This window comes from Limnohabitans sp. (genome assembly GCF_017848645.1).
Classification (GTDB): Bacteria; Pseudomonadota; Gammaproteobacteria; order Burkholderiales; family Burkholderiaceae_C; genus Limnohabitans_A.
Window position 1 is genome coordinate 1 of the sequence record NZ_JAFEIF010000033.1, and the last position, 18140, is coordinate 18140.

The following is an 18140-nucleotide window of genomic DNA, read 5'->3' on the forward strand; positions in this document are numbered from 1 at the left end:
AAGGTCAGCTCAAGCAAGTAACCCGTTCAGTTTATTCCCCGCTTCCACCGGCCAGGATAGTTGTCGCCGAGCGGTTAGGATAGTTGACGTCAAGCATGCGGTTTTGCCTGCGTTGGGCGAGTGGGTCCACCCCGGCGCTGATCTGTGCTTTTAAAGTTCGGGCCTTTTCATGGGCTTCGGCCAACGTCACGGCGGGGTACCCCCCCAATCCAACATCTGATCGCTTGGTTCCAATCTTGGTGCGAATGATCCAAGACCGTGCGCCCGTATCGCTGACAACAAGGTGAAGCCCTGCCACGGTGCCCACGGCATGGAACCCGGGGGCGGTCAATCGCTTGATGTCTAGTGCGCCCAATGGCTTGGCTATCTTTGGCATGAATTCGAGTCCTTAAAACCGTTCCCAACATCCTTACCAACATAAGGGCGTGAGACTGTGTTGAACCCTAATGTACCTTATTTGCCTACCTGTCCTATATAAATCAACAACTTACGCCAACCATTGGACGTAAAAAAACCCCGATAAACGGGGTTCTGGCGGAAGCGGTGAGATTCGAACTCACGGACCCTTTCGAGTCGCCGGTTTTCAAGACCGGTGCAATCGACCACTCTGCCACGCTTCCTTGGAGGCAGATTGTAGCCTGATCGGCCCGGGATCGGCCGCAGCTGAGCCTCGGGCCGTGGGCATTATTTGCTGCCCGGTGCGGCCACCTGAACCCACTTGCCGCCCTTGATCTGGTCGATGGAGACCAATTCAGGACCAACATGGTTGTTGGTGAAAGACTGTCGGTTGAACGTGGTGAAGTCCTGGTGTGTCACACCCGCCATGCTTTTGGCCATGCCGGCTGATGTCAGGTTGCGCCCAGCAGCTTGCAGGCCCGCGATGAACCACGAGGTGTAGGAGTAAGCGTTGGCAGCGTTCTCATCGGCGTCCAGGTTGAATTTGGCTTTGAAATCGGTCATGAATTTCTTGGCCACGGGGTCGGTGCTGTCGGCATCGTGGAGTTTCCAGCCACCGATGCCATAAAGGCCTTCCACGGTGTCCTTGCCCAATCGGGCGACGATGCTGGAGCGACCTGGAATGGTGGTCAAGACCTTGACCTGAGACCAGTTGAGTTTCTTCACCTCGCTCATGACACCCAGAGTTTCACGCACCACGGTGCCCGCCACGATCAGGTCGACGTTGGCGGCCTTCATTTTGGCCACTTGCGACGAAAAATCGATGTCACCTACTTTGTAAGCGGCTTCGGCTGCCACAGTGAAACCGCCTCCTTTGAGCGCCTGTGTGATGCCGCCTCGGACCAGATCACCAAAGGGGCCTTCCTGGTAGATGACGCCGACTTTTTGGGTCTTCCAGTTGTTCACGGCCCAGGTCAACGCCGAGGCGGTGGTGGTGTCGTAGTTCATGACGGTGGTGAACAGCAAAGGGCTGTTGCCGCTGACTTTCTGGATGATGCCCGATGCACCCCAGGGGGCAAACACCATCACGCCCGCTTCGTTGGCCAGTTTGACCGTGGCCGCATTGGGGCCAGAGCCAAAAGGGTTGACGATGGCAAATACACCGTCGCTTTTGATCAGCTTTTGCACAGCCCGCACGGCCAGTTGGGGCTGGCTGCCGTTGTCTTCCACGATCAGCCGGATCTTGCGCCCGTGCACGCCACCTGCGGCATTGAGTTCGTCGATGCGCAGTTGCATGCCGTTTCGCAGCATGGGCATGCCAGGCGCTGCCGGTCCCGACAGGTCAATGTGGGTGCCGATCACGATTTCGTTGTCGCTCACCCCTTGGGTGGTTTGCGCTTGAACGGCCCCTGCGAGGGCGCCCGTGGTGGCGAGAATGAGAAGTCTTCTGCTGAGGTTCATGGTTGTCTCCTTGTGGTTAAACGATAGTCATCTGGCCTGGATCACGCATGCGTGCATACCCTGAGCGGCCGCCTCAGTTGGGGTACATGCTCTCGATCAACGCCGAATACTTGCTGGCGATGACCTTGCGTTTGAGTTTCATGGTGGGGGTGAGTTCCTCGTCTTCGGCCGTGAGCAGCTCGGCAATGATCCTGAAGGCCTTGATCTGTTCGACCCGGGCCAGTTGGGGGTTGATGCGCTCGATCTCGCTGTGGATCAAGGCCACAACCTCGGGGGCCCGCGTCAGACTGCCGAAATCGGTGTAGGGCACTTGGTGTTCTTGGGCAAAACGGGCCACATGTTCCTGGTCGATCATGACCAGACAAGTCAGGTATTTGCGGCCATCGCCAATGACCACCGCATCGGTGATGTAGGGGCTGAATTTGAGCAGGCTCTCGATGTGGCTCGGGGTCACGTTTTTGCCACCCGAGGTGATCAGGATGTCCTTGATGCGGTCCCGGATGGCCAGGTAACCTTCGGCACTGATTTCGCCGCAGTCGCCAGTGTGCAGCCAGCCTTCATCGTCCAGGCTTTCGCGGGTTTTTTCCGGCATGTTCCAGTAACCTCCGAACACGTTGGGGCCGCGTACCAAGACCTCGTTGTTCTCGCCAATGCGGATTTCGGTGCCCGAGGCTTTGACGCCTGCCCAGCCCAGGCGCAAACCGCCTTTTGGGGTGGCGGTGCAAAAGCCGGTGGTTTCGGTCATGCCGAAGGCTTCGCGCAGTTCGATGCCGCAGCCCAAATACCAGCGGATCAAATCCGGTGGCACGGGCGCAGCGCCCGTGAGTGCGCTCTTGACGTTTTGCAAGCCCAGAAAGACGCGCACATTGCGCAAGGCCAGCCATTGCATGGCGTTTTCCAGCAGGCCAGGTGGGCTGCTGGCTTGCCCTTGCAGTTGGGCTTCAACCCGCGCAGCGCCCATGATGCGGGCTGTTTGATAAGCCCAGCGGGCCGGCGCGATGGCATCGCGCATGAACAGGTCGATCTGGGAGTACATCTTTTCCCAGAACCGGGGTGGTGCAAACACCAGGTGAGGGGCGACCTCGCGCATGTCGTTGAACACCGTGCCGGAATTTTCCGGGAAGTGAACCGTCAGGCCCAGCGCAAGGGGGTTGTAGACCGATGACATGCGCTCGGCAATGTGGCACAGCGGCAAGAAGGACACCGATTTGTCACCCGGCTGGATGTCCAGGTATTCGGTGGCCAGACTCAGCTGGAACACCAGGTTGCGGTTCAGGATCATGGCCCCCTTGGGTGCACCCGTGGTGCCCGAGGTGTAGACCAAAAAGGCCAGGTCTTCGGACTGGGTGCGGTCAATCGATGCCTCAAAAACTGATGCCTGGGCAGTGGCCAGCGTGTGGCCACGCGCCAGAAAATCGTCAAAAAACTCCACGTCGGGATCACTGAAGCCGCGCAGGCCTTCGCGGTCCATGACCACGATGCGCTGCAGTTGCGGACATTGCGCACGCACTTCCATGGCCTTGTCGAGTTGCTCCTGGTTTTCCACAAACAGCAGGCGGGTGTTCGAGTCCACCAGGATGTGTTGCAACTGGCCCGCCGACGAGGTGGGGTAGACCCCGTTGCCTATCAGGCCCATGCATTGGGCGGCCATGTCCACATACAGCCACTGCGGCCGGTTTTCAGCCAGCACGCACACCACGTGTCCGCGCTCCAGCCCCATGTCCTGCATGGCCAGGCCCATGGCGCGGGCATGGCCGAAGTACTCGGCCCAGGTGGTGCTTTGCCACAGGCCGCGCTGTTTGTAGCGCAAAGCAGGTTGATCGGCCCAGGCGCGTGAGCGCTGGCGAAAAACCTTGGCGGGCGTGTCTTCGCCCAGGAAAGTGATGGGGGCAGGTGCGTTCATGGTGTTCACGGTGTTCATGGGGTGGGGGGTCATCGCCATGTTTTGCGCCGTTTCCAGCGTTGTGTGGTGCCGCTGACGCCTTGCGCGCCGTGTCCGCCCAGATAGGCTTCGCGCACATCGGCTTTTTGGCTCAGGACGGCGCAGCTGTCAGCGGCCACGATACGGCCCAGCTCCATGATGTAGCCATAGTCGGCGTGCGCCAGGGCAATGGCCGCGTTTTGTTCGACGACCAACACCGAGGTTCCGGTTTCCTGGCGGATGCGGCTGATGATGTTGAAGATCTCTTTGGTCAACAAGGGGGACAGGCCCAGCGAGGGCTCGTCGAGCATGAGGAGTTGGGGTTTCGCCATGTAGGCGCGACCAATGGCCAGCATCTGCTGCTCACCGCCGGACAGCAGACCGGCGTGTTGCTGGGCCCGCTCCAGCAGCCGAGGGAACCACTGAAAAACCCGCTCCAGGTCTTGCTGCACGCCATCGGCATCGCGGCGCGTGTAGGCGCCCATCTTCAAGTTTTCCCCAACACTCAGGAAGGGGTAGATCTGCCGCCCCTCAGGCACCAGCACCAGCCCACGGCGGCACACCTCGTCGGCGTCCAGCCCATGGATGGCTTGCTCGGCCAGCAGGACCTGGCCTTTGAAGGGGTCGATGACCCCGGCCAGGGTGTTGAGCAAAGTGGTCTTGCCCGCGCCATTGGCGCCGAGGACGGCGACCATTTGGCCTTTTTCAACCTGCAGGTTCACCCCTTGCATCGCAGCAATAGGGCCGTACCAGGTTTCCAGGTTGCGCACTTCCAGCAAGGCACTCATGCTCAAGCTCCCAAATAAGCGGCAACAACGGCCGGATGACTTTGAACATCGGTGGGGCTGCCTTCAGCCAGCACCCGGCCTTGGGCCATGCAAATGACCCGGTCGGCCACGGCGCTGACCAAGGACATGTCGTGCTCCACCATGACCACGGTGATGCCCAGCTCGCTGCGGATGTCGTCGATCCAGAACGCCAGCTCGCGTGTTTCTTCCGGGTTCAGACCCGAGGCGGGTTCATCCAAGAACAGCAGCTCAGGCTGGGCGCACAGGGCGCGGCCTAGCTCCACGACCTTGCGCACGCCGTAGGGCAGTCCCGCAATCGGGGCGTGTCGCCAGGGTGTGAGGTCCAGAAAGTCAATCACCTTTTCCACCTCAGCCAGCGCGGCTTCCTCCAAACGCGTCAAGGCCGGTGTGCGCAAAACCTGTTGCCACCAGTGGCCCTGGAAAAACCGGTGGCGGCCCAGCAGCAAGTTGTCCAGCACGGTGGCCGCTTCAAACAGTTCGATGTTTTGAAAGGTGCGCGCAATGCCCAGGTTGGCGATTTGATGGCGTTGCAGGGCCGTCAGGTCCTGGCCTTTGAAACGGATGTGTCCGCCGCTGGGATCAAACACGCGGGTGACGGCATTGAGCAGCGAGGTTTTGCCCGCACCGTTGGGTCCGATCACGGCCAGGACTTCGCCGGGGCGCACCTCCAGGCTGAGGTCGGCAATGGCTTGGACGCCGCCAAAAGTGAGTGACAGTTTTTCAACCGTCAGCAGGGGGGATGTGGCGATGGGGGTGTTCAACGGTAACGCTCCGATTTCATGTAGCGCTTGTTGCGTTTGAAGGTGTCTTTGCGGTAGATGGGGAAAGACTCCAGAAGGCTGCGGATCTTGAGCCAGCGGCCGTTCAGGCCCATGGGCTCATACAGCACAAAAAAGGCCAGGACAAAGCCGAAGATGAAGGTCTCCAGGCCGAACTGTTTGGCTACGGTGTCGGGCAAAAATGGTTTGATGCGCGAGATGGCGGTGGGCAGCAGGCTGATGAGCACCGCCCCCAGCACTGCGCCGCGCAGGCTGCCCAGGCCACCGATCACGACCATCAGGACCAGCTCGAGCGACAACAGCAGCGTGAAGCCATCCGGCGTGAGGTATTTCAGGTGGTGAGCCAGCATGCTGCCAGCCAAGCCGGTGATGCCCGCCGACAACGCAAAGGCGCCGGCCTTCATGCGCTCGACCGGGATGCCCAGTGCGTAGGAGGCGGCCTCGGATTCGCGCACACCGATCAGGGCGCGCCCCATGCCCGAGCGCAAGATGTTGAGCAAGGCCAGCAGCACCAGCACCAAAATGGCCAGGCACAGGTAATAAAAAGCTTTGGAGCCACCGAGTGACAGGCCCATAAAAACGGGCTCGTTCACCGCCAAGCCGGTGAAGCCACCGGTCACGGAACTCCAGTGGCCGATGATTTGCTCGACGATGATGGCAAAGGCCAGGGTCACCATGGCCAGGTACAGACCCGAGACCCGAATGGCCGGTATGCCCACCAGCAAACCGGCGCTGGCGCTGAGCAAGGCGGCCAGCACCATCGACAGCGGCAATGGCACGCCTTTGGACAGGAACCAGGCATGGCCATAGGCCCCGATGGCGATGAAGGCCGCATGGCCCAGCGAGACCTGTCCGGTCAGACCGGTCAAGGTCATCAGGCCCAGACTGGCCACGCACAAAATGAACACATAGGCCATCTCGCCCAGCATGAAGGGCGTGATGACCCAGGGCAAGGCACACAAGCCCAGCAGCAGCAAGGCGTAAAGGTTGCGGTCAAAAGGGCTGCGCCAAAGGGCAAAGCCTTCGCGGTATTGGGTGTGGTAATCAAAACGCATGGAGCGGGTTCTTTCCTTTTTTCAGACGCGACGGCCATGGGCTTCGCCCAGCAAGCCATGGGGCCGGACAATGAGCACGGCGATCAGCACCAGGTAGGCGACGATGTCCTTGGTGCCGTCGGGCATGTAGACCCCGGCGTATTGCTCGATCAGGCCAATGAGCAAGCCGCCCACAATGGCCCCGGGAATGCTGCCAAATCCGCCCAGCACCAGCGCCGACAGGGCCTTGAGCGTGACAAACCACAAGCTGATGTCGACCAAGGTGATGGGGGCCAGCAGCACGCCCGCAAACGCGGCCGTCACGCCGCCCAGGGCCCAGACCATGGAGTTCACGCGTTTGACGCGCACCCCGTTCAGATAAGCGGCCAACTGGTTTTGTGAAGCCGCCTGCATGGCCACGCCCAGCCGGGTGTAGCGGAAGAAGAAAAACAGCACCAGGGTCACCATCATGGAAACGCCCAGAATCACCAGTTGCAGGTTGGCGATCGAGATGCCGGCCACCTGGGTGCTTTGTTGGCTCCAGGGTGTGGGGTAGTTGCGCGACTCCGGCCCGAACAGCATGCTCACCGCGCCCCGGATCATGAAGGCCAGGGCAATGGTCAGCATCACTCCGGCAAACTGCGGTTGTCCGGCGATGCGGCGGATCACCACAGCATCGAGCACATAGGCCAAAGCGGCCACACCCAACACGGTGATCAGCAAGGCCAGCCAAAACGGCAAGGCCCACACCGTGATCAAGCCCCAGGCGCTGAAGGCCGAGACCACCAGTAAATCGCCATGGGCAAAGTTGAGCACCTCGGTGGCTTTGTAAATGAGCACGATGCCCAGCGCCACCAGCGCATAGATGGCCCCGACGGCGATGCCGTTGACGGTCAGTTGGGCAAAGGTTTGCCAGAAATCATTCATGGATTTTTTCCATTCGAAGGCGGGAAGGAGACTTCCCAGGGGTTCAGGCTTTGGTGGCAGTGGTCACACGCCACCATGGGAGAAAAGCTGTGCTGACAAGCACGGTGGCGTGGCCGGATCGAACTGGTTTCGTGCAGGTGAGACTCGCCAGCCCAGTTGGACAGGCAAACGATGTAGCCGAACAGGTCGCGGCTGCTGGGGGTCAGGCGGTACAGGCGCCTGCGGGCGTCCTGGGCATCGGTTTCGCATTGCAACAAGCGGGCCTCGACCATGTCCGAGAGCCGACGCGACAGCACCTTGGGGCCAATGCCCAGCGCTTGGGTGATCTGGTCAAAATAGTGGCATCCCAGCACCACCGCCGTGAGGATCAGCAGGCTCCAGCGGTCCACGCGCAGCCCCAGGCTCATCTCGGTGGCTTCGCGCCCGGACATGCGCGGCGCACGCACGCCCTCCAGCGGCTGGTGGCGCAGACGGGCATTGGGCACCAGGCTGTAGTCCAGGTCTTTCATGCTGACTTTTTCGCCGCAGGCTTTGCAACATAACTGTGGGTGGAAGCTGTGTTGGCAGGTCTGGTGAAAGAGGGTTTTGGGCAGGTCCTGGGCGCGTTGACCCCATTTCTTTTCCCAGGCCCAGATCATCAAGGTGGCGTCGTACAGGCCCAGCCCTTTGCGGCTGAGGTGGTATTCGTAGCGCGGCGGCTTTTCCTGGTACAGGCGGGGCTTGAGCACCCCGATTTGCACCAGTGAGCGCAAACGGTCTGACAAGGTGGGGCGGGGAATGCTGGAGAAACTCTGCAACTCATCAAACCGCCTGATGCCCAGAAAAGCCGACAGCATGACCTGCACCGTCCAGCGGTCGCCAAAGACCTTCAGGCCGTGGCTGAGCGTGCTGGAGGCCAGCGCGGCGTGCGTCAGTTCCAGGTCGGGGTTGCTGATCATCTGTTCACGGGTGTGCGTTGGGGCATGGACGTTCGGGCTTGGGCGTTCACACGCGCTCAACCACCATGGCCACAGCCAGGCCGGCGGCACCGCACAGGCTGATCACGGCACGGCGGGCTTGCCGGGCTTCCAACTCGTCCAGCGCCATGCCCACCAAGGCGCTGCCAGTGGAGCCCATGGCATGGCCCAGGGCAATGGCGCCACCATTCACGTTGAGCTTGTCGTGTGGCACGTTCAGGTGCTTCATGTAATGCAGCATCAGCGAGGCAAAGGACTCGTTGACTTCGAACAAGTCGATGTCTTCGATGTGCAAACCAGCCTTGGACAAAGCCTGTTGTGTGGCTTGCACCGCACCCGTCAGGGCCAGCGTGCGGTCCACACTCACGGTGGCCGTGGCCAAAATGCGCCCCCGAGGCTTGAGCCCCCATTTGGCGGCGGCACCGGGACTGGCGAGCAACACAGCGGAGGCCCCATCGGCCATGGCGGGCGAGTTGCCCGCGTGCTGCACATGGTCGATCCGTTCGAGCCCATAACGCTCGCACATCAGGGGATCGATGCCGTACTTTTCAGCCATGGCGGCAAAAGCGGGTTTCAACGCGGCCAGGCTCTCCAGGCTGGTTTGCGCCCTGGGTGTCTCGTCCTGGGCCAGCAGCACAGCGCCTTGCCCATCGACCACCGGCACCACCGAGCGAAAACGCCCCTGTGCCAATGCTGCGACCGCTCGTTGCTGCGAGGCGACCGCATATGCGTCGCATTGTTCGCGGCTGAAGCCTTCCTGGGTGGCCACAGTGTCGGCGCTGATGCCAATGGGCACCAGGGTGGTTTGCTGCTGGAATTCAAAGTCGTGTGTCAGCGGCCCCTGGTCGGCGGCCATGGGCACACGCGACATCATCTCCACGCCACCGCCCACGGCTAGGCTGTTGTTGTCCATGGCCTGCTGCGCGGCCAGGTGCACAGCGCTCAGGCCCGAGGCACAGTAACGGTTGATGCTCAGCCCGGGCACGCTGTCATGCCAGCCCGCCCGCACCAGGGCCAGCTTGGCGATGTTGGCGCCTTGCTCGGCGGTTTGGGTCACGCAACCGATGATGGTGTCGCTGACCTGTGCGGTGTCCAGGCCCGTGCGCTCGGCCAGGGCCTTCAATTGTTGGGCCAACAGGTCCACTGGTTTGAGCGGGCGCAGGGCGCCTTTGTCATTGCCTCGGCCGCGTGGGCTGCGCAAGGCGTCGATGATCAGGGGGTGGTTCATGGTGTGTCTTTCGTTGGATGGGCGCGTCCCCACAGGCGCGGAAAAAAGGCGGGTACGGTGGCGCAGTACTCTGCGTAGCCGGGTTTGGTTTTGGTCATGTGCCGCTCCATCAGCGAGGTGGCCGATCCCTTGTTCATGAACCAGGTGATGTACACCACAGGCAACGCCGACAGCCATCCCCAGGGGTGGGCTAGCGCGAACACCCCGTAGCCCCACCACATGCAGGTCTGGCCAAAGTAGTTGGGGTGGCGCGTCAAGGCCCACAGACCGGTGTTGAGGAGTTGGCTGCGGTCGGTGCGTTGGCGTTTAAAGCGCGTCAATTGGTAATCCGACCCGGCCTCAAACACAAAGCCCACCAACCAGACCAAGGCCCCTGCGATGTGCCAAAACCCGATCGGACCGGCCGCGCTCATGCCAAACACCAGAGGCAGTGCCCAGACCCACATCACCACACCTTGTAGCAGGAAGATCTGGAAGTAGCTCCACCACCACCAACGCGCCCCGGAGCGCTGACGCCAGCGGGCGTAGCGCGGGTCTTCGCCGTGCGGCAGGTTGCGCCACAGGATGTAGAGCGAATAACGCCCAAAGCCGATGCTCGCCATGCCCAGCAACAGCCAACTGGAGGCCTGGGGCTGCCCGCCCAGGTGCAGGAAGAGCCACCAGGGCACCCCGAGCAGCAGCACGCCGTAAGCGATGTCCATGATGCTGGCATCGCGCTTGAGGAGGCTGATGACCCACACCACGGTGAGCCAGACCCACAGCCAGATGCCCAATTGCATGACGACCGCCAAAAATGCAGGGGCCAGCGCACCGCTGGCGGCGACTGCCGCCACCACCAAGGGCAGCACCGGGTAAGCCCGGTCGAGCCAGCGCACCTGTTCGCGTGGCATGCCCCACAGCCACAAGGCGGCCAACGCCGCCCAGACGGCGAGCAAGGGGGTGGCGTGTTGTTGCCAAAGTGCCTCGATCATGCGCCGGCACCTTCCACCACAAAGCTCACCACCGTGGCGCAAGAGCCGCCGATGTTGAGGGTCTGGATGCGCTGGGCGCCTTCAATCTGGCAAGCCTCGGCTTGGCCAGTGACCTGGCGTGCGGCATCCCAGAGCATGCGCGTGCCCGTGGCACCGACCGGATGGCCGCAACCGATCAGGCCGCCGCTCATGTTCACGGGGCAACGGCCACCGGGATCGATCGTGCCGTCTTCCACCGCCTGCCAGCTTTGGCCAGGCGCGGTCAGGCCCAGGTGATCGATGGCCATGTATTCGGTGGTGGTGAAGCAGTCGTGGGTCTCGATGCCGCTCATGGCCTCGATGCCCGACACGCCCGCGCGTCGCCAGGCGTCTTCGATGGTGTCGCGCACATGTGGAAACACATAGGCCTGGCCCTGGCTGCGTTCGATCTTGTCGCGCAGGCGCAGACCTGCGTTGCGGTGACCCCAGCCCGCGATGCGGGCCAATTGGTCCAGGCTGTGGCCGCGTTTTTGGGCATAGGCCTGCGCAAAACGGGCCGAGGCCAGCACCACCGAGCAGGCCCCATCGGTGATCTGGCCGCAATCCTGGCGGCGTGTGCCGGGTTCGATCACCGGGTTGGCTTCGTCGTCGTCGGTAAAACTCAGGGCATCGAATTGCCACTTGCGGGTTTGCGCCAGCGGGTTGCGTTTGGCGTTGCCGTAGTTGAGCTCGGCAATGCGGTTCAGGTGCCTGCGGTCCAGCCCATAGCGGCGCTCGTATTCTTGTGCCAGCAGGCCAAAGGCGGCTGGCCACATGAAGGTGCAGTCCAGGTCTTCATGGCCTTGCCAGGCGGCCGCGTTCTGGTTGACCGAGGCCACGTCGCCGGAGGTGTTCTTGAACTCTTCCACCCCCATGACCAGCACACAGTCGTAGCGTCCGGCCTCGATCTCGGCCATCGCCGCCAGCACACCCAGGGACGACGAGGCGCAGGCTCCTTCGTGGCGCATGGCCGGCACGCCCCAGAGTTCGGGCGTCATCTGCGCCACCATGGCGCCCAGGTGCGCTTGCTGGCGCTGCATTTCACCAAAGGCATTGCCCACATGGATGCTTTGAATGGCCGAGGTGTCGAGTTCGCAGTGTGCCAGCACGCCCTGGGTCGCCTCGCGCACCATGTCTGAAATGTCCAGGCCATTGCGCGACCAGGCCTTGGCAAAGTCGGTCTGGTAACCGCCCAGGATGTAAACGGGTTCGCTCATTGGACGTTCCCTTGGGGGTAGGACAGGCTGTGCAGGCGCTGCATGGCACGGCTGAACTCGCTGGCCAAGCGGTCCACGATGTTGGCCATGGGTTCGGTTTGGTGGATGGTGCCCAGGCCCTGGCCCGCAGCCCAGACGTCGAGCCATTTCTTGCCGGCAAAAGAAGCGCTGCTGTCGTATTGCCGACTGGGGGCATCGGGCATGTTGTCCGGGTCCAGGCCGTTGGCGCGCAAGGAAGGTTTGAGCCAACTCGCGGGTGTGCCGGTCACCCCGGCGCTGACCACCAGGTCGTCCACGGTGCTGTCCACCACCATTTGCTTGTAGGCCTCGGGGGCCATGCTCTCAGTGGCGGGTATGAAGCGGGTGCCCATGTACACATAGTCGGCTCCGGCCGCGATGGCCCCGGCAATGCCCCAGCCATCACCGATGCCACCGCCCAGCACCACTTCACCGTCAAAAAACTCCCGGATGGCGCTGACAAAGGCAAAGGGTGACAAGAAGCCGGTGTGTCCGCCCGCGCCCGCGGACACGCAGGCCAAGCCATCGGCACCGGCCTTGACGGCTTTTTGGGCCAGCGTCAGGTTGATGACATCGGCAAACACGCGTCCGCCATAGGCCTGCACCACCTCGATGGCGGGCTTGGGGCTGCCCAGGGCGGTCACCACCACCGGGGGCTTGTAGCGGGCAATGAGTTCCAGGTCTTGCGCCAGGCGGGTGTTGGACGAGTGCGTGACCAGGTTGGCGCACCAGGGGCCCACGGTGTCTGCGCCCTGTGTGTCGCGTGCCGCCGCCAAGCCCTCGGTGATGGTCTTCATCCACACGTCCAGCTGCTCGATGGGGCGTGCATTGGGCGTTGGAAAAGCGCCCACAATCCCGGCCTTGCATGCGGCCAACACCATCTCCGGCCCGGAGATCAGGAACATGGGCGCTGCAAACACCGGCAGCTTCAGCGGCAGTGGCGTGGCTTTCATGCAGCCTTCTCCTGCAATGCGCTTGCGGGGCGGCGTGACTGGACGATGCCAAAGCGGCTGGCCACAAACGCCAGGTTGGTGAGGGTGGCATTGCCCGCCGGATTCAGGCCCGTGACGTGGTAGTCGCTGTAGGCTGCCGCAAAGTTAAGCGGCATGGCCCCGACCAGGTTGATGGTCAACTGGGCCCCCGCCCGGGCATAGGCCGTCTCGGCCCGGGCGATGTAGTCTTCTTGGGTGCTGTACAAAAAGGCGGTCAGTCCGCCTTGCGTGCGTGCGTCCTGCGTGGCCTGGTGCAAGGCGTCATCGGCATCCTTGCAAGCGATCACGAAGCTGATGGGGCCAAAGCGCTCCTCGGCATACAGGTCGCGCTCTTGTGTGGTGACTTGCAGCATGAGCGGCGTGCTGGTGCGGGCCTCTGGAAACTCGGGGTGGGGGTAGGCTTTGGGGGTCAACAGAACTTGGCCGCGTTGCGCGCCAGAGTCCTGCATCTCTTGCAGTAAGGCCAGGGTTTGCGGTGACTGGATGGTGGCCAAAATCATGGCCGCTTTTTTGGGCTCTGAAGTCAAGGCCTGCACGGCCGATGCCAGGCGCGTGGCGACCTCTTGGAAAGGCACCACGCCCTGCGGCGTGTGCACGCCGCTTTGGGGCACGTAGATGTTTTGTGGGCTGGTGCACATTTGCGCACTGAACAGGCACATGGTGGTGGCCAGGTTGCGCAGCACCGCGTCCAGGTCAACGGCTGACTCCAGCACCACGGTGTTGCAGCCCGCTGTCTCGGTGAAGGCCAGGGCGGGGTGGGCGTTTTTCTCGACCCACTGGCCAAAGCGCACGCTGCCGGTGAAGTCCACGATGGCTGTTTGGGGGTGCTGCACCAGCCGCTTGCCGATGGGCTCACTGACCGTGTCGAGCGCCAGGGTGACCAGGTTGGGGTCAAAACCGGCCGACTGCAAGACCTGGCGAAAGGCCTTGACGGTGATGGCCATGGGCAGCACGGTGGCCGGGTGGGGCTTGAGGATGACCGGGTTGCCTGTGGCCAGGCTGGCCATCATGGAGGGCCAGGCGTTCCAAGTGGGAAAGCTGGCACACGAGAAACACACGGCCGTGCCGCGGGGCACCAGACGGTAGGTTTTTTGCAACTGAATGTCCGAGCTGCCAAAGCGGCGCTGCCACAAGGCCGATGGGGCCACCGAGCGCATGGCTTGCTCGGCATACACCAGCGCTTCGATGCTGCGGTCCAGGGCGTTCACGCCCGAGCCGGCATAGGCCATGTTGTAGCTTTGCCCGGCCGTGTGCATCACCGCGTGCAGCACCTCGAACAGGTGGTCACGGTAAATGACCTCGAGCACTTCCATCAGCACGCCAATGCGCTGGCCGATGGAGGCCTGCGCCCAGCTGTCCATGGCTTTTTCAGCCGCTCCAAACAAACTGTCGATGTCCGATTGCGGGTACAACACGCCCAAAGGGGCCTGGGTGTAGGGCGAGACTTCTTCTCCCACCCATTGGACGATGCCGGGTTGATCCAGTGCAAAACGGCCGTTGTTCAGGTGCCGTTCAAAAGCCGCCAGACCCGCTGCCTTGGCTTGCGCTGCATCCGGGTATTTGTCGGGCATGTCAGGGTAGGGGCTCCAGCAGTGGCGCGTGGCACAGGCTTGCTGGGCCAGCTCGAAGACTGCACGGTGTTTGTCAAACAAGCTCATCCACGTCTCCAGATCAGGCGGTGGTGTCTCAAGGTGGTGGTGCCGGGCACCAGGTCGGATGCGGACAGGGTCAGCCCGCCATCTGCGGCGAAGTCCATGTTGCGCACCTGTTGGCTGCCCACAAAGTTGGGGTTGAGCGCGTGGCTGACGTGGTGCACCACCTGGGCGCGTCCCTCGTGTTCGCGCACCTCAAAGCGGCCTGCGTATTGGAAAAAGCTCTCGAACGCGGACAGGCGCTCGGCAACGGGTGCACTGCGCACGCTGTCGCTGGACAGGCGGGGGCGGTTGGCGCGTGCAATGCAAGCGGCCATGCTGCCGTCGTGCGTGTACTGGATCAGTCCGGTGGCGTCGGGGCCGAAGGGGTAAGTGGTCGCCCGACCATCGTCGTAAGTGATTTCCCAGCGCACCAGGTGCCAGACGCCCAGCAAGTCCTGGGCGGTTCGCGTTGTTGTGGAAGTGCTCATGGTGTGTCGGGCCGATTCAGGCCTGTGGCAACAAGGCTTCACGCACCCAGGTGCTGTGAAAGCCGTGGGGCACGCGCTGCGGCAGGATGACCCGGGCCACGGGACCGTTGGCCAGCTTCTGGGCATCGATGATCCACACTTCGGAGCGTTCCTGGAGGCCGTTCCAGACAAAGCCGACCAAGTAACCGTCGTCTTCGGCTTGCGGGTTGTCGCGCGGTGCAAACGGGGCCTCGCTGAACCAGTAACCCTCGCCCGGGTGGTAGGTCACGGCGCTGCCGGTTTCCAGGTCGTACTTGGCCAGGCCCGCAAAGTGCGGTTGCTCCACGGTGCGCGCGCGGCCCATTAGCACATGGTAGGTGTAGCGGTTTTTGTAGCCTTGGTACCAGCCATTGATCATCGGGAACTCGGTGTTCAGGATGTCATCGACCACACTTTCCCGGGTCTGGCCCGTGCTCAGGTTGAAGCGCCATTGGTAGAACTCGTATTCGGTGCCCTGTGTGCCGATGGTGAAGAGCAGACGTTTCACGTCCAGCGAGCCATCGAACTGTTTGGGCATGGCGTACGGGGTGCCGAGCATGACAATTTCGGTTTCGCCTTGGTCGTTGACCTCTTCCCAGGCGTTGGCCACATGCAGCATATAGCGCGGGTCGGCTTCAAACCAGCGGATCTGGTCCACGCTGCCATGGCGGGGAATGACCGCAAAGCGGGAATTCCACTCGGGGTGAAACTCCAGGCTGTAGCGCCCGGCCTTGAGGGCTTCGGGGTTGTTGATCAGCGGGAAGTCGTGCAGGATGCTGTAGTTGGCCGTGATGGCCATGTCGTGCGGCAAACGGGGGCCCGGCAACTCGACCGGGATCAGGGTCTGCAACTGCCCACTGGCATTGACCACGCCGTAGTGCATGTAGGGGTGCAGGTTGCCATAGGCGAAAAACATGTACTCGCCCGTGCGCTCGTCCACCCGCGAGTGGGCGGAAATTTGCAGGCCCTTCAGACGCGGGTCCGGCTCCAGTTTGCCCACCGTCTCCAGGCTCAAAGGGTCGACCTGGTACACCGCACCGCCCCGGTACCACATCGAAAGCAGTTTGCCGTTGTGGTATTTAACATCGGTGTTGGAGGTGTTTTTCAGGGCATGGTCAGGCAGCGCGCCCTCGGGCAATTTTTGTTTCAGCCCGGGCGCCAGGCTTTCGCCAGCGGCGCGGTCAGCCTGCAAGCCATCGGTGTTGACCCAGCGGTTGCGGTAGCTCATGCGGCCTTGCTGGAAGTGCACCGCGTGCAGCATGCCGTCGCCGTCGTACCAGTGGTATTTGCCTTTGGGTGTGTGCTGGGGCACGGGCCCGTTGCGCACATACATGCCGCTGAAGTCTGAGGGGATTTCCCCGATCACTTCAAACTCATGCACGACCAACTCTTGGTCAACGGGCGCAAAGCCACCTTGCAAGTTCGGGTTGTCGATGAGGTAGGGTGGCGTGTCCACCAGTGTTTCAAGTCCCATGGCTGTCTCCTGGTCAAAAGCGTTGAAGGGGGAGGGTTTTAGGCCGGTTGTCCCGAGAGCAAGCCACCGGGCTGCATGTCGGCCCCGCTGGCCCAGCAAGCGTGTGTGCCGCTGCACAGTTTGTGCGGCAGCTCAATGCGGCAGACCGGACCGGCTTCAAACTTCTTGGAGTCGATCAGGATGATTTCAGAGCGTTGGGTGTTCTCGTTGGTGATGAAGCTCACCAAATAACCATCGTCTTCGTCTTGCGCATTCGTGCGTGGTGCAAAAGGGGCTTCGCTGGCGTACTGGCCTTCGGGCAACTGGATGGCCCAGGATTGGCCCGTTTGCAGATCATGTTTGACATAGCCATTGAACAGAAACCAGCCGGGCACCTGCACCGCGCTGTAGGCATAACGGTAGGGGCGCGTGGCATAGCGCTGGTTGAACATGCCGAACTCCAGAATGCGATCGTCCAGGCGTTTTTCGGTGGTCTGACCTGTCTTGAGGTTGAAGCGCCAACGGTGCAGGTGGCAGCCCATTTTTTTCTGGTCCAGGTAAGACATCATGCGTTCGTAACCGGCCGGTGCGCCTTCGTAGTTGCGTGGCATCGGGTTGTCTTGAAAATACCCGTCCAGAACAATCTCATCGCCCTCTTCGTAGGCGTTGAGCCAGTGCAAAACAAAGGTGGGTGCCGCTTCGAACCAGCGGATGTCCTGGGTTTGACCGCGCCTTGGAATGATGGCGATGCGTGAAGGCGTGTCCTTGTAAAAACGCACCACATGCTTGCCTTGGGCCAGCAGCTCCGGGTCCCAGTACAGCGGGAAATCGTTCAGGATGGCGTAGTTTTCGGTGAAGGCCATGTCGTGCGGCAAGCGCGGACCGGGCAGGGGAATGGGCACATAGTGCACCAGCTTGTCGTGCTTGTCGACCACGCCGTAATGCATGTAAGGCGCGTGTTTGGAGTAGTTGAAAAACAGCATCTCACCGGTGTGTTCGTCCACTTTGCAGTGGGCCGAAATGCCGTCCAGCGGCGACCATGGCGGAATGCCTTCGTGCTCAAGACTCAAGGGGTCCAGCCGGTAGCCTTCACCGCATTGGTAGAAGGTGGTCAGGGCGCGTCCGGCGTGCACCACCACATCGGTGCTCGAAGAATCCTTGAGGCTGCCGTGTGCGCCCCAGCCTGCGCGCTCGGACAGGGCCGGGTCTTCCATCAAACCCGCCCAAAGGGCGCGACCCGCTTCCAGTTCGGCTTGCAGGCCTTTGGTCTGGACAAAGCGGTTGCGGTAGCTGACTTTGCCGCTTTTGAAGGCGGCCATGTGCAGCATGCCGTCACCGTCAAAGGGGTGGTATTTGCCCTTGGCCTGAAACACCGGGTTCTCGGTGTTGCGCAGGTAAACCCCATCAATGTCCAGCGGAATGCTGCCCTCCAGCACCTTGAGCTCTGTGGCATTGACCTCTTCGAGCAAAGGGGTCCAGGCCCCTTGCAGGTAAGGGTGATCGCCTGGCACCAGGTCACTGGTGAGGGTGTTCACAATCTCGGTGGTCATCGCATCCCCTTGCTGATTACTGTCTCTGATGAACTCAGGTTAGGTCAGTTCAGCAGGGAAAGCAATAGGGTTTGAATGGGGAGTGAGTAACCTGAGTGACTACTAAGGAATTATTTTGAGATCGTTCAATGGGTGTGCAACGCTGTGCTGCACGTTTTGCTTTGCCACGCCTTGATGGCGCGGGTTCAGACCAGCATCCCGCGCTTTTCGATGAACGCCACCACTTCGGCCAGGCCGTCCAGGGTTTTCAGGTTGGTCATGACCCAGGGG

At 61.9% G+C, this 18140-nt stretch carries 16 protein-coding genes, 1 tRNA gene and 1 pseudogene; all 18 read right to left on the reverse strand.

Going from position 1 to position 18140, the window contains the following annotated elements; translation table 11 throughout:
- Positions 1–31 precede the first annotated feature (31 nt).
- Positions 32–376, reverse strand: coding sequence for an Arm DNA-binding domain-containing protein (locus tag QZ190_RS08035; RefSeq protein WP_291915255.1), 345 nt, complete (start codon positions 374–376; stop codon positions 32–34).
- A 156-nt stretch (positions 377–532) separates the two neighbouring features.
- Positions 533–620, reverse strand: a tRNA-Ser gene (locus tag QZ190_RS08040).
- A gap of 64 nt (positions 621–684) precedes the next feature.
- The gene (locus tag QZ190_RS08045) at positions 685–1857 is read right to left on the reverse strand and encodes an ABC transporter substrate-binding protein (RefSeq protein ID WP_291915256.1); all 1173 of its coding nucleotides are present in this window, start codon (positions 1855–1857) and stop codon (positions 685–687) included.
- Positions 1858–1930: 73 nt separating this feature from the next.
- Positions 1931–3778 (reverse strand): long-chain fatty acid--CoA ligase, encoded by a 1848-nt coding sequence (locus QZ190_RS08050; protein WP_291915257.1) that lies wholly within the window; start codon positions 3776–3778, stop codon positions 1931–1933.
- An 11-nt stretch (positions 3779–3789) separates the two neighbouring features.
- Positions 3790–4566 (reverse strand): ABC transporter ATP-binding protein, encoded by a 777-nt coding sequence (locus QZ190_RS08055; RefSeq protein WP_291915258.1) that lies wholly within the window; start codon positions 4564–4566, stop codon positions 3790–3792.
- Positions 4567–4568: 2 nt separating this feature from the next.
- The gene (locus QZ190_RS08060) at positions 4569–5348 is read right to left on the reverse strand and encodes an ABC transporter ATP-binding protein (protein WP_291915259.1); all 780 of its coding nucleotides are present in this window, start codon (positions 5346–5348) and stop codon (positions 4569–4571) included.
- The gene (locus tag QZ190_RS08065) at positions 5345–6421 is read right to left on the reverse strand and encodes a branched-chain amino acid ABC transporter permease (RefSeq protein ID WP_291915260.1); all 1077 of its coding nucleotides are present in this window, start codon (positions 6419–6421) and stop codon (positions 5345–5347) included. The genes QZ190_RS08060 and QZ190_RS08065 overlap by 4 nt, the downstream gene beginning before the upstream one ends.
- A gap of 21 nt (positions 6422–6442) precedes the next feature.
- Positions 6443–7327: a branched-chain amino acid ABC transporter permease gene (locus tag QZ190_RS08070; protein ID WP_291915261.1), complete on the reverse strand. Its 885-nt coding sequence runs from the start codon at positions 7325–7327 to the stop codon at positions 6443–6445.
- Positions 7324–8265, reverse strand: a complete 942-nt coding sequence (locus QZ190_RS08075) for a helix-turn-helix domain-containing protein (protein ID WP_291915262.1) — start codon at positions 8263–8265, stop codon at positions 7324–7326. The genes QZ190_RS08070 and QZ190_RS08075 overlap by 4 nt, the downstream gene beginning before the upstream one ends.
- A gap of 46 nt (positions 8266–8311) precedes the next feature.
- The gene (locus tag QZ190_RS08080; protein ID WP_291915263.1) at positions 8312–9511 is read right to left on the reverse strand and encodes an acetyl-CoA C-acyltransferase; all 1200 of its coding nucleotides are present in this window, start codon (positions 9509–9511) and stop codon (positions 8312–8314) included.
- Positions 9508–10482 carry a DUF1295 domain-containing protein gene (locus QZ190_RS08085; RefSeq protein WP_291915264.1) on the reverse strand — a complete coding sequence of 325 codons (975 nt, stop codon included), beginning with the start codon at positions 10480–10482 and terminating at the stop codon, positions 9508–9510. The genes QZ190_RS08080 and QZ190_RS08085 overlap by 4 nt, the downstream gene beginning before the upstream one ends.
- Positions 10479–11717 (reverse strand): acetyl-CoA acetyltransferase, encoded by a 1239-nt coding sequence (locus QZ190_RS08090; RefSeq protein ID WP_291915265.1) that lies wholly within the window; start codon positions 11715–11717, stop codon positions 10479–10481. The genes QZ190_RS08085 and QZ190_RS08090 overlap by 4 nt, the downstream gene beginning before the upstream one ends.
- Complete coding sequence (locus QZ190_RS08095) at positions 11714–12688, reverse strand: nitronate monooxygenase (RefSeq protein WP_291915266.1); 975 nt, start codon at positions 12686–12688, stop codon at positions 11714–11716. The genes QZ190_RS08090 and QZ190_RS08095 overlap by 4 nt, the downstream gene beginning before the upstream one ends.
- Positions 12685–14385 (reverse strand): phenylacetic acid degradation protein PaaN, encoded by a 1701-nt coding sequence (gene paaN / locus QZ190_RS08100; RefSeq protein WP_291915267.1) that lies wholly within the window; start codon positions 14383–14385, stop codon positions 12685–12687. The genes QZ190_RS08095 and paaN overlap by 4 nt, the downstream gene beginning before the upstream one ends.
- Entirely contained in the window at positions 14382–14849 is a 468-nt protein-coding gene (locus QZ190_RS08105) for a lipocalin-like domain-containing protein (RefSeq protein ID WP_291915268.1), read from the reverse strand. The genes paaN and QZ190_RS08105 overlap by 4 nt, the downstream gene beginning before the upstream one ends.
- Positions 14850–14865: 16 nt before the next feature.
- Positions 14866–16341, reverse strand: coding sequence for a carotenoid oxygenase family protein (locus QZ190_RS08110; protein ID WP_291915269.1), 1476 nt, complete (start codon positions 16339–16341; stop codon positions 14866–14868).
- Between the two features lie 38 nt (positions 16342–16379).
- Positions 16380–17870: a carotenoid oxygenase family protein gene (locus QZ190_RS08115; RefSeq protein ID WP_291915270.1), complete on the reverse strand. Its 1491-nt coding sequence runs from the start codon at positions 17868–17870 to the stop codon at positions 16380–16382.
- A 185-nt stretch (positions 17871–18055) separates the two neighbouring features.
- Positions 18056–18140, reverse strand: a pseudogene (locus QZ190_RS08120) (urease accessory protein UreG); the annotation flags it as partial.

Excerpts from the sequence above, each read along its gene's own strand:
- QZ190_RS08035 (WP_291915255.1), bottom strand. The coding sequence starts at position 376 with ATGCCAAAGATAGCCAAGCCATTGGGCGCACTAGACATCAAGCGATTG.
- QZ190_RS08045 (WP_291915256.1), bottom strand. The coding sequence starts at position 1,857 with ATGAACCTCAGCAGAAGACTTCTCATTCTCGCCACCACGGGCGCCCTC.
- QZ190_RS08050 (WP_291915257.1), bottom strand. The coding sequence starts at position 3,778 with ATGAACACCGTGAACACCATGAACGCACCTGCCCCCATCACTTTCCTG.
- QZ190_RS08055 (WP_291915258.1), bottom strand. The coding sequence starts at position 4,566 with ATGAGTGCCTTGCTGGAAGTGCGCAACCTGGAAACCTGGTACGGCCCT.
- QZ190_RS08065 (WP_291915260.1), bottom strand. The coding sequence starts at position 6,421 with ATGCGTTTTGATTACCACACCCAATACCGCGAAGGCTTTGCCCTTTGG.
- QZ190_RS08070 (WP_291915261.1), bottom strand. The coding sequence starts at position 7,327 with ATGAATGATTTCTGGCAAACCTTTGCCCAACTGACCGTCAACGGCATC.
- QZ190_RS08075 (WP_291915262.1), bottom strand. The coding sequence starts at position 8,265 with ATGATCAGCAACCCCGACCTGGAACTGACGCACGCCGCGCTGGCCTCC.
- QZ190_RS08080 (WP_291915263.1), bottom strand. The coding sequence starts at position 9,511 with ATGAACCACCCCCTGATCATCGACGCCTTGCGCAGCCCACGCGGCCGA.
- QZ190_RS08085 (WP_291915264.1), bottom strand. The coding sequence starts at position 10,482 with ATGATCGAGGCACTTTGGCAACAACACGCCACCCCCTTGCTCGCCGTC.
- QZ190_RS08090 (WP_291915265.1), bottom strand. The coding sequence starts at position 11,717 with ATGAGCGAACCCGTTTACATCCTGGGCGGTTACCAGACCGACTTTGCC.
- QZ190_RS08095 (WP_291915266.1), bottom strand. The coding sequence starts at position 12,688 with ATGAAAGCCACGCCACTGCCGCTGAAGCTGCCGGTGTTTGCAGCGCCC.
- paaN (WP_291915267.1), bottom strand. The coding sequence starts at position 14,385 with ATGAGCTTGTTTGACAAACACCGTGCAGTCTTCGAGCTGGCCCAGCAA.
- QZ190_RS08105 (WP_291915268.1), bottom strand. The coding sequence starts at position 14,849 with ATGAGCACTTCCACAACAACGCGAACCGCCCAGGACTTGCTGGGCGTC.
- QZ190_RS08110 (WP_291915269.1), bottom strand. The coding sequence starts at position 16,341 with ATGGGACTTGAAACACTGGTGGACACGCCACCCTACCTCATCGACAAC.
- QZ190_RS08115 (WP_291915270.1), bottom strand. The coding sequence starts at position 17,870 with ATGACCACCGAGATTGTGAACACCCTCACCAGTGACCTGGTGCCAGGC.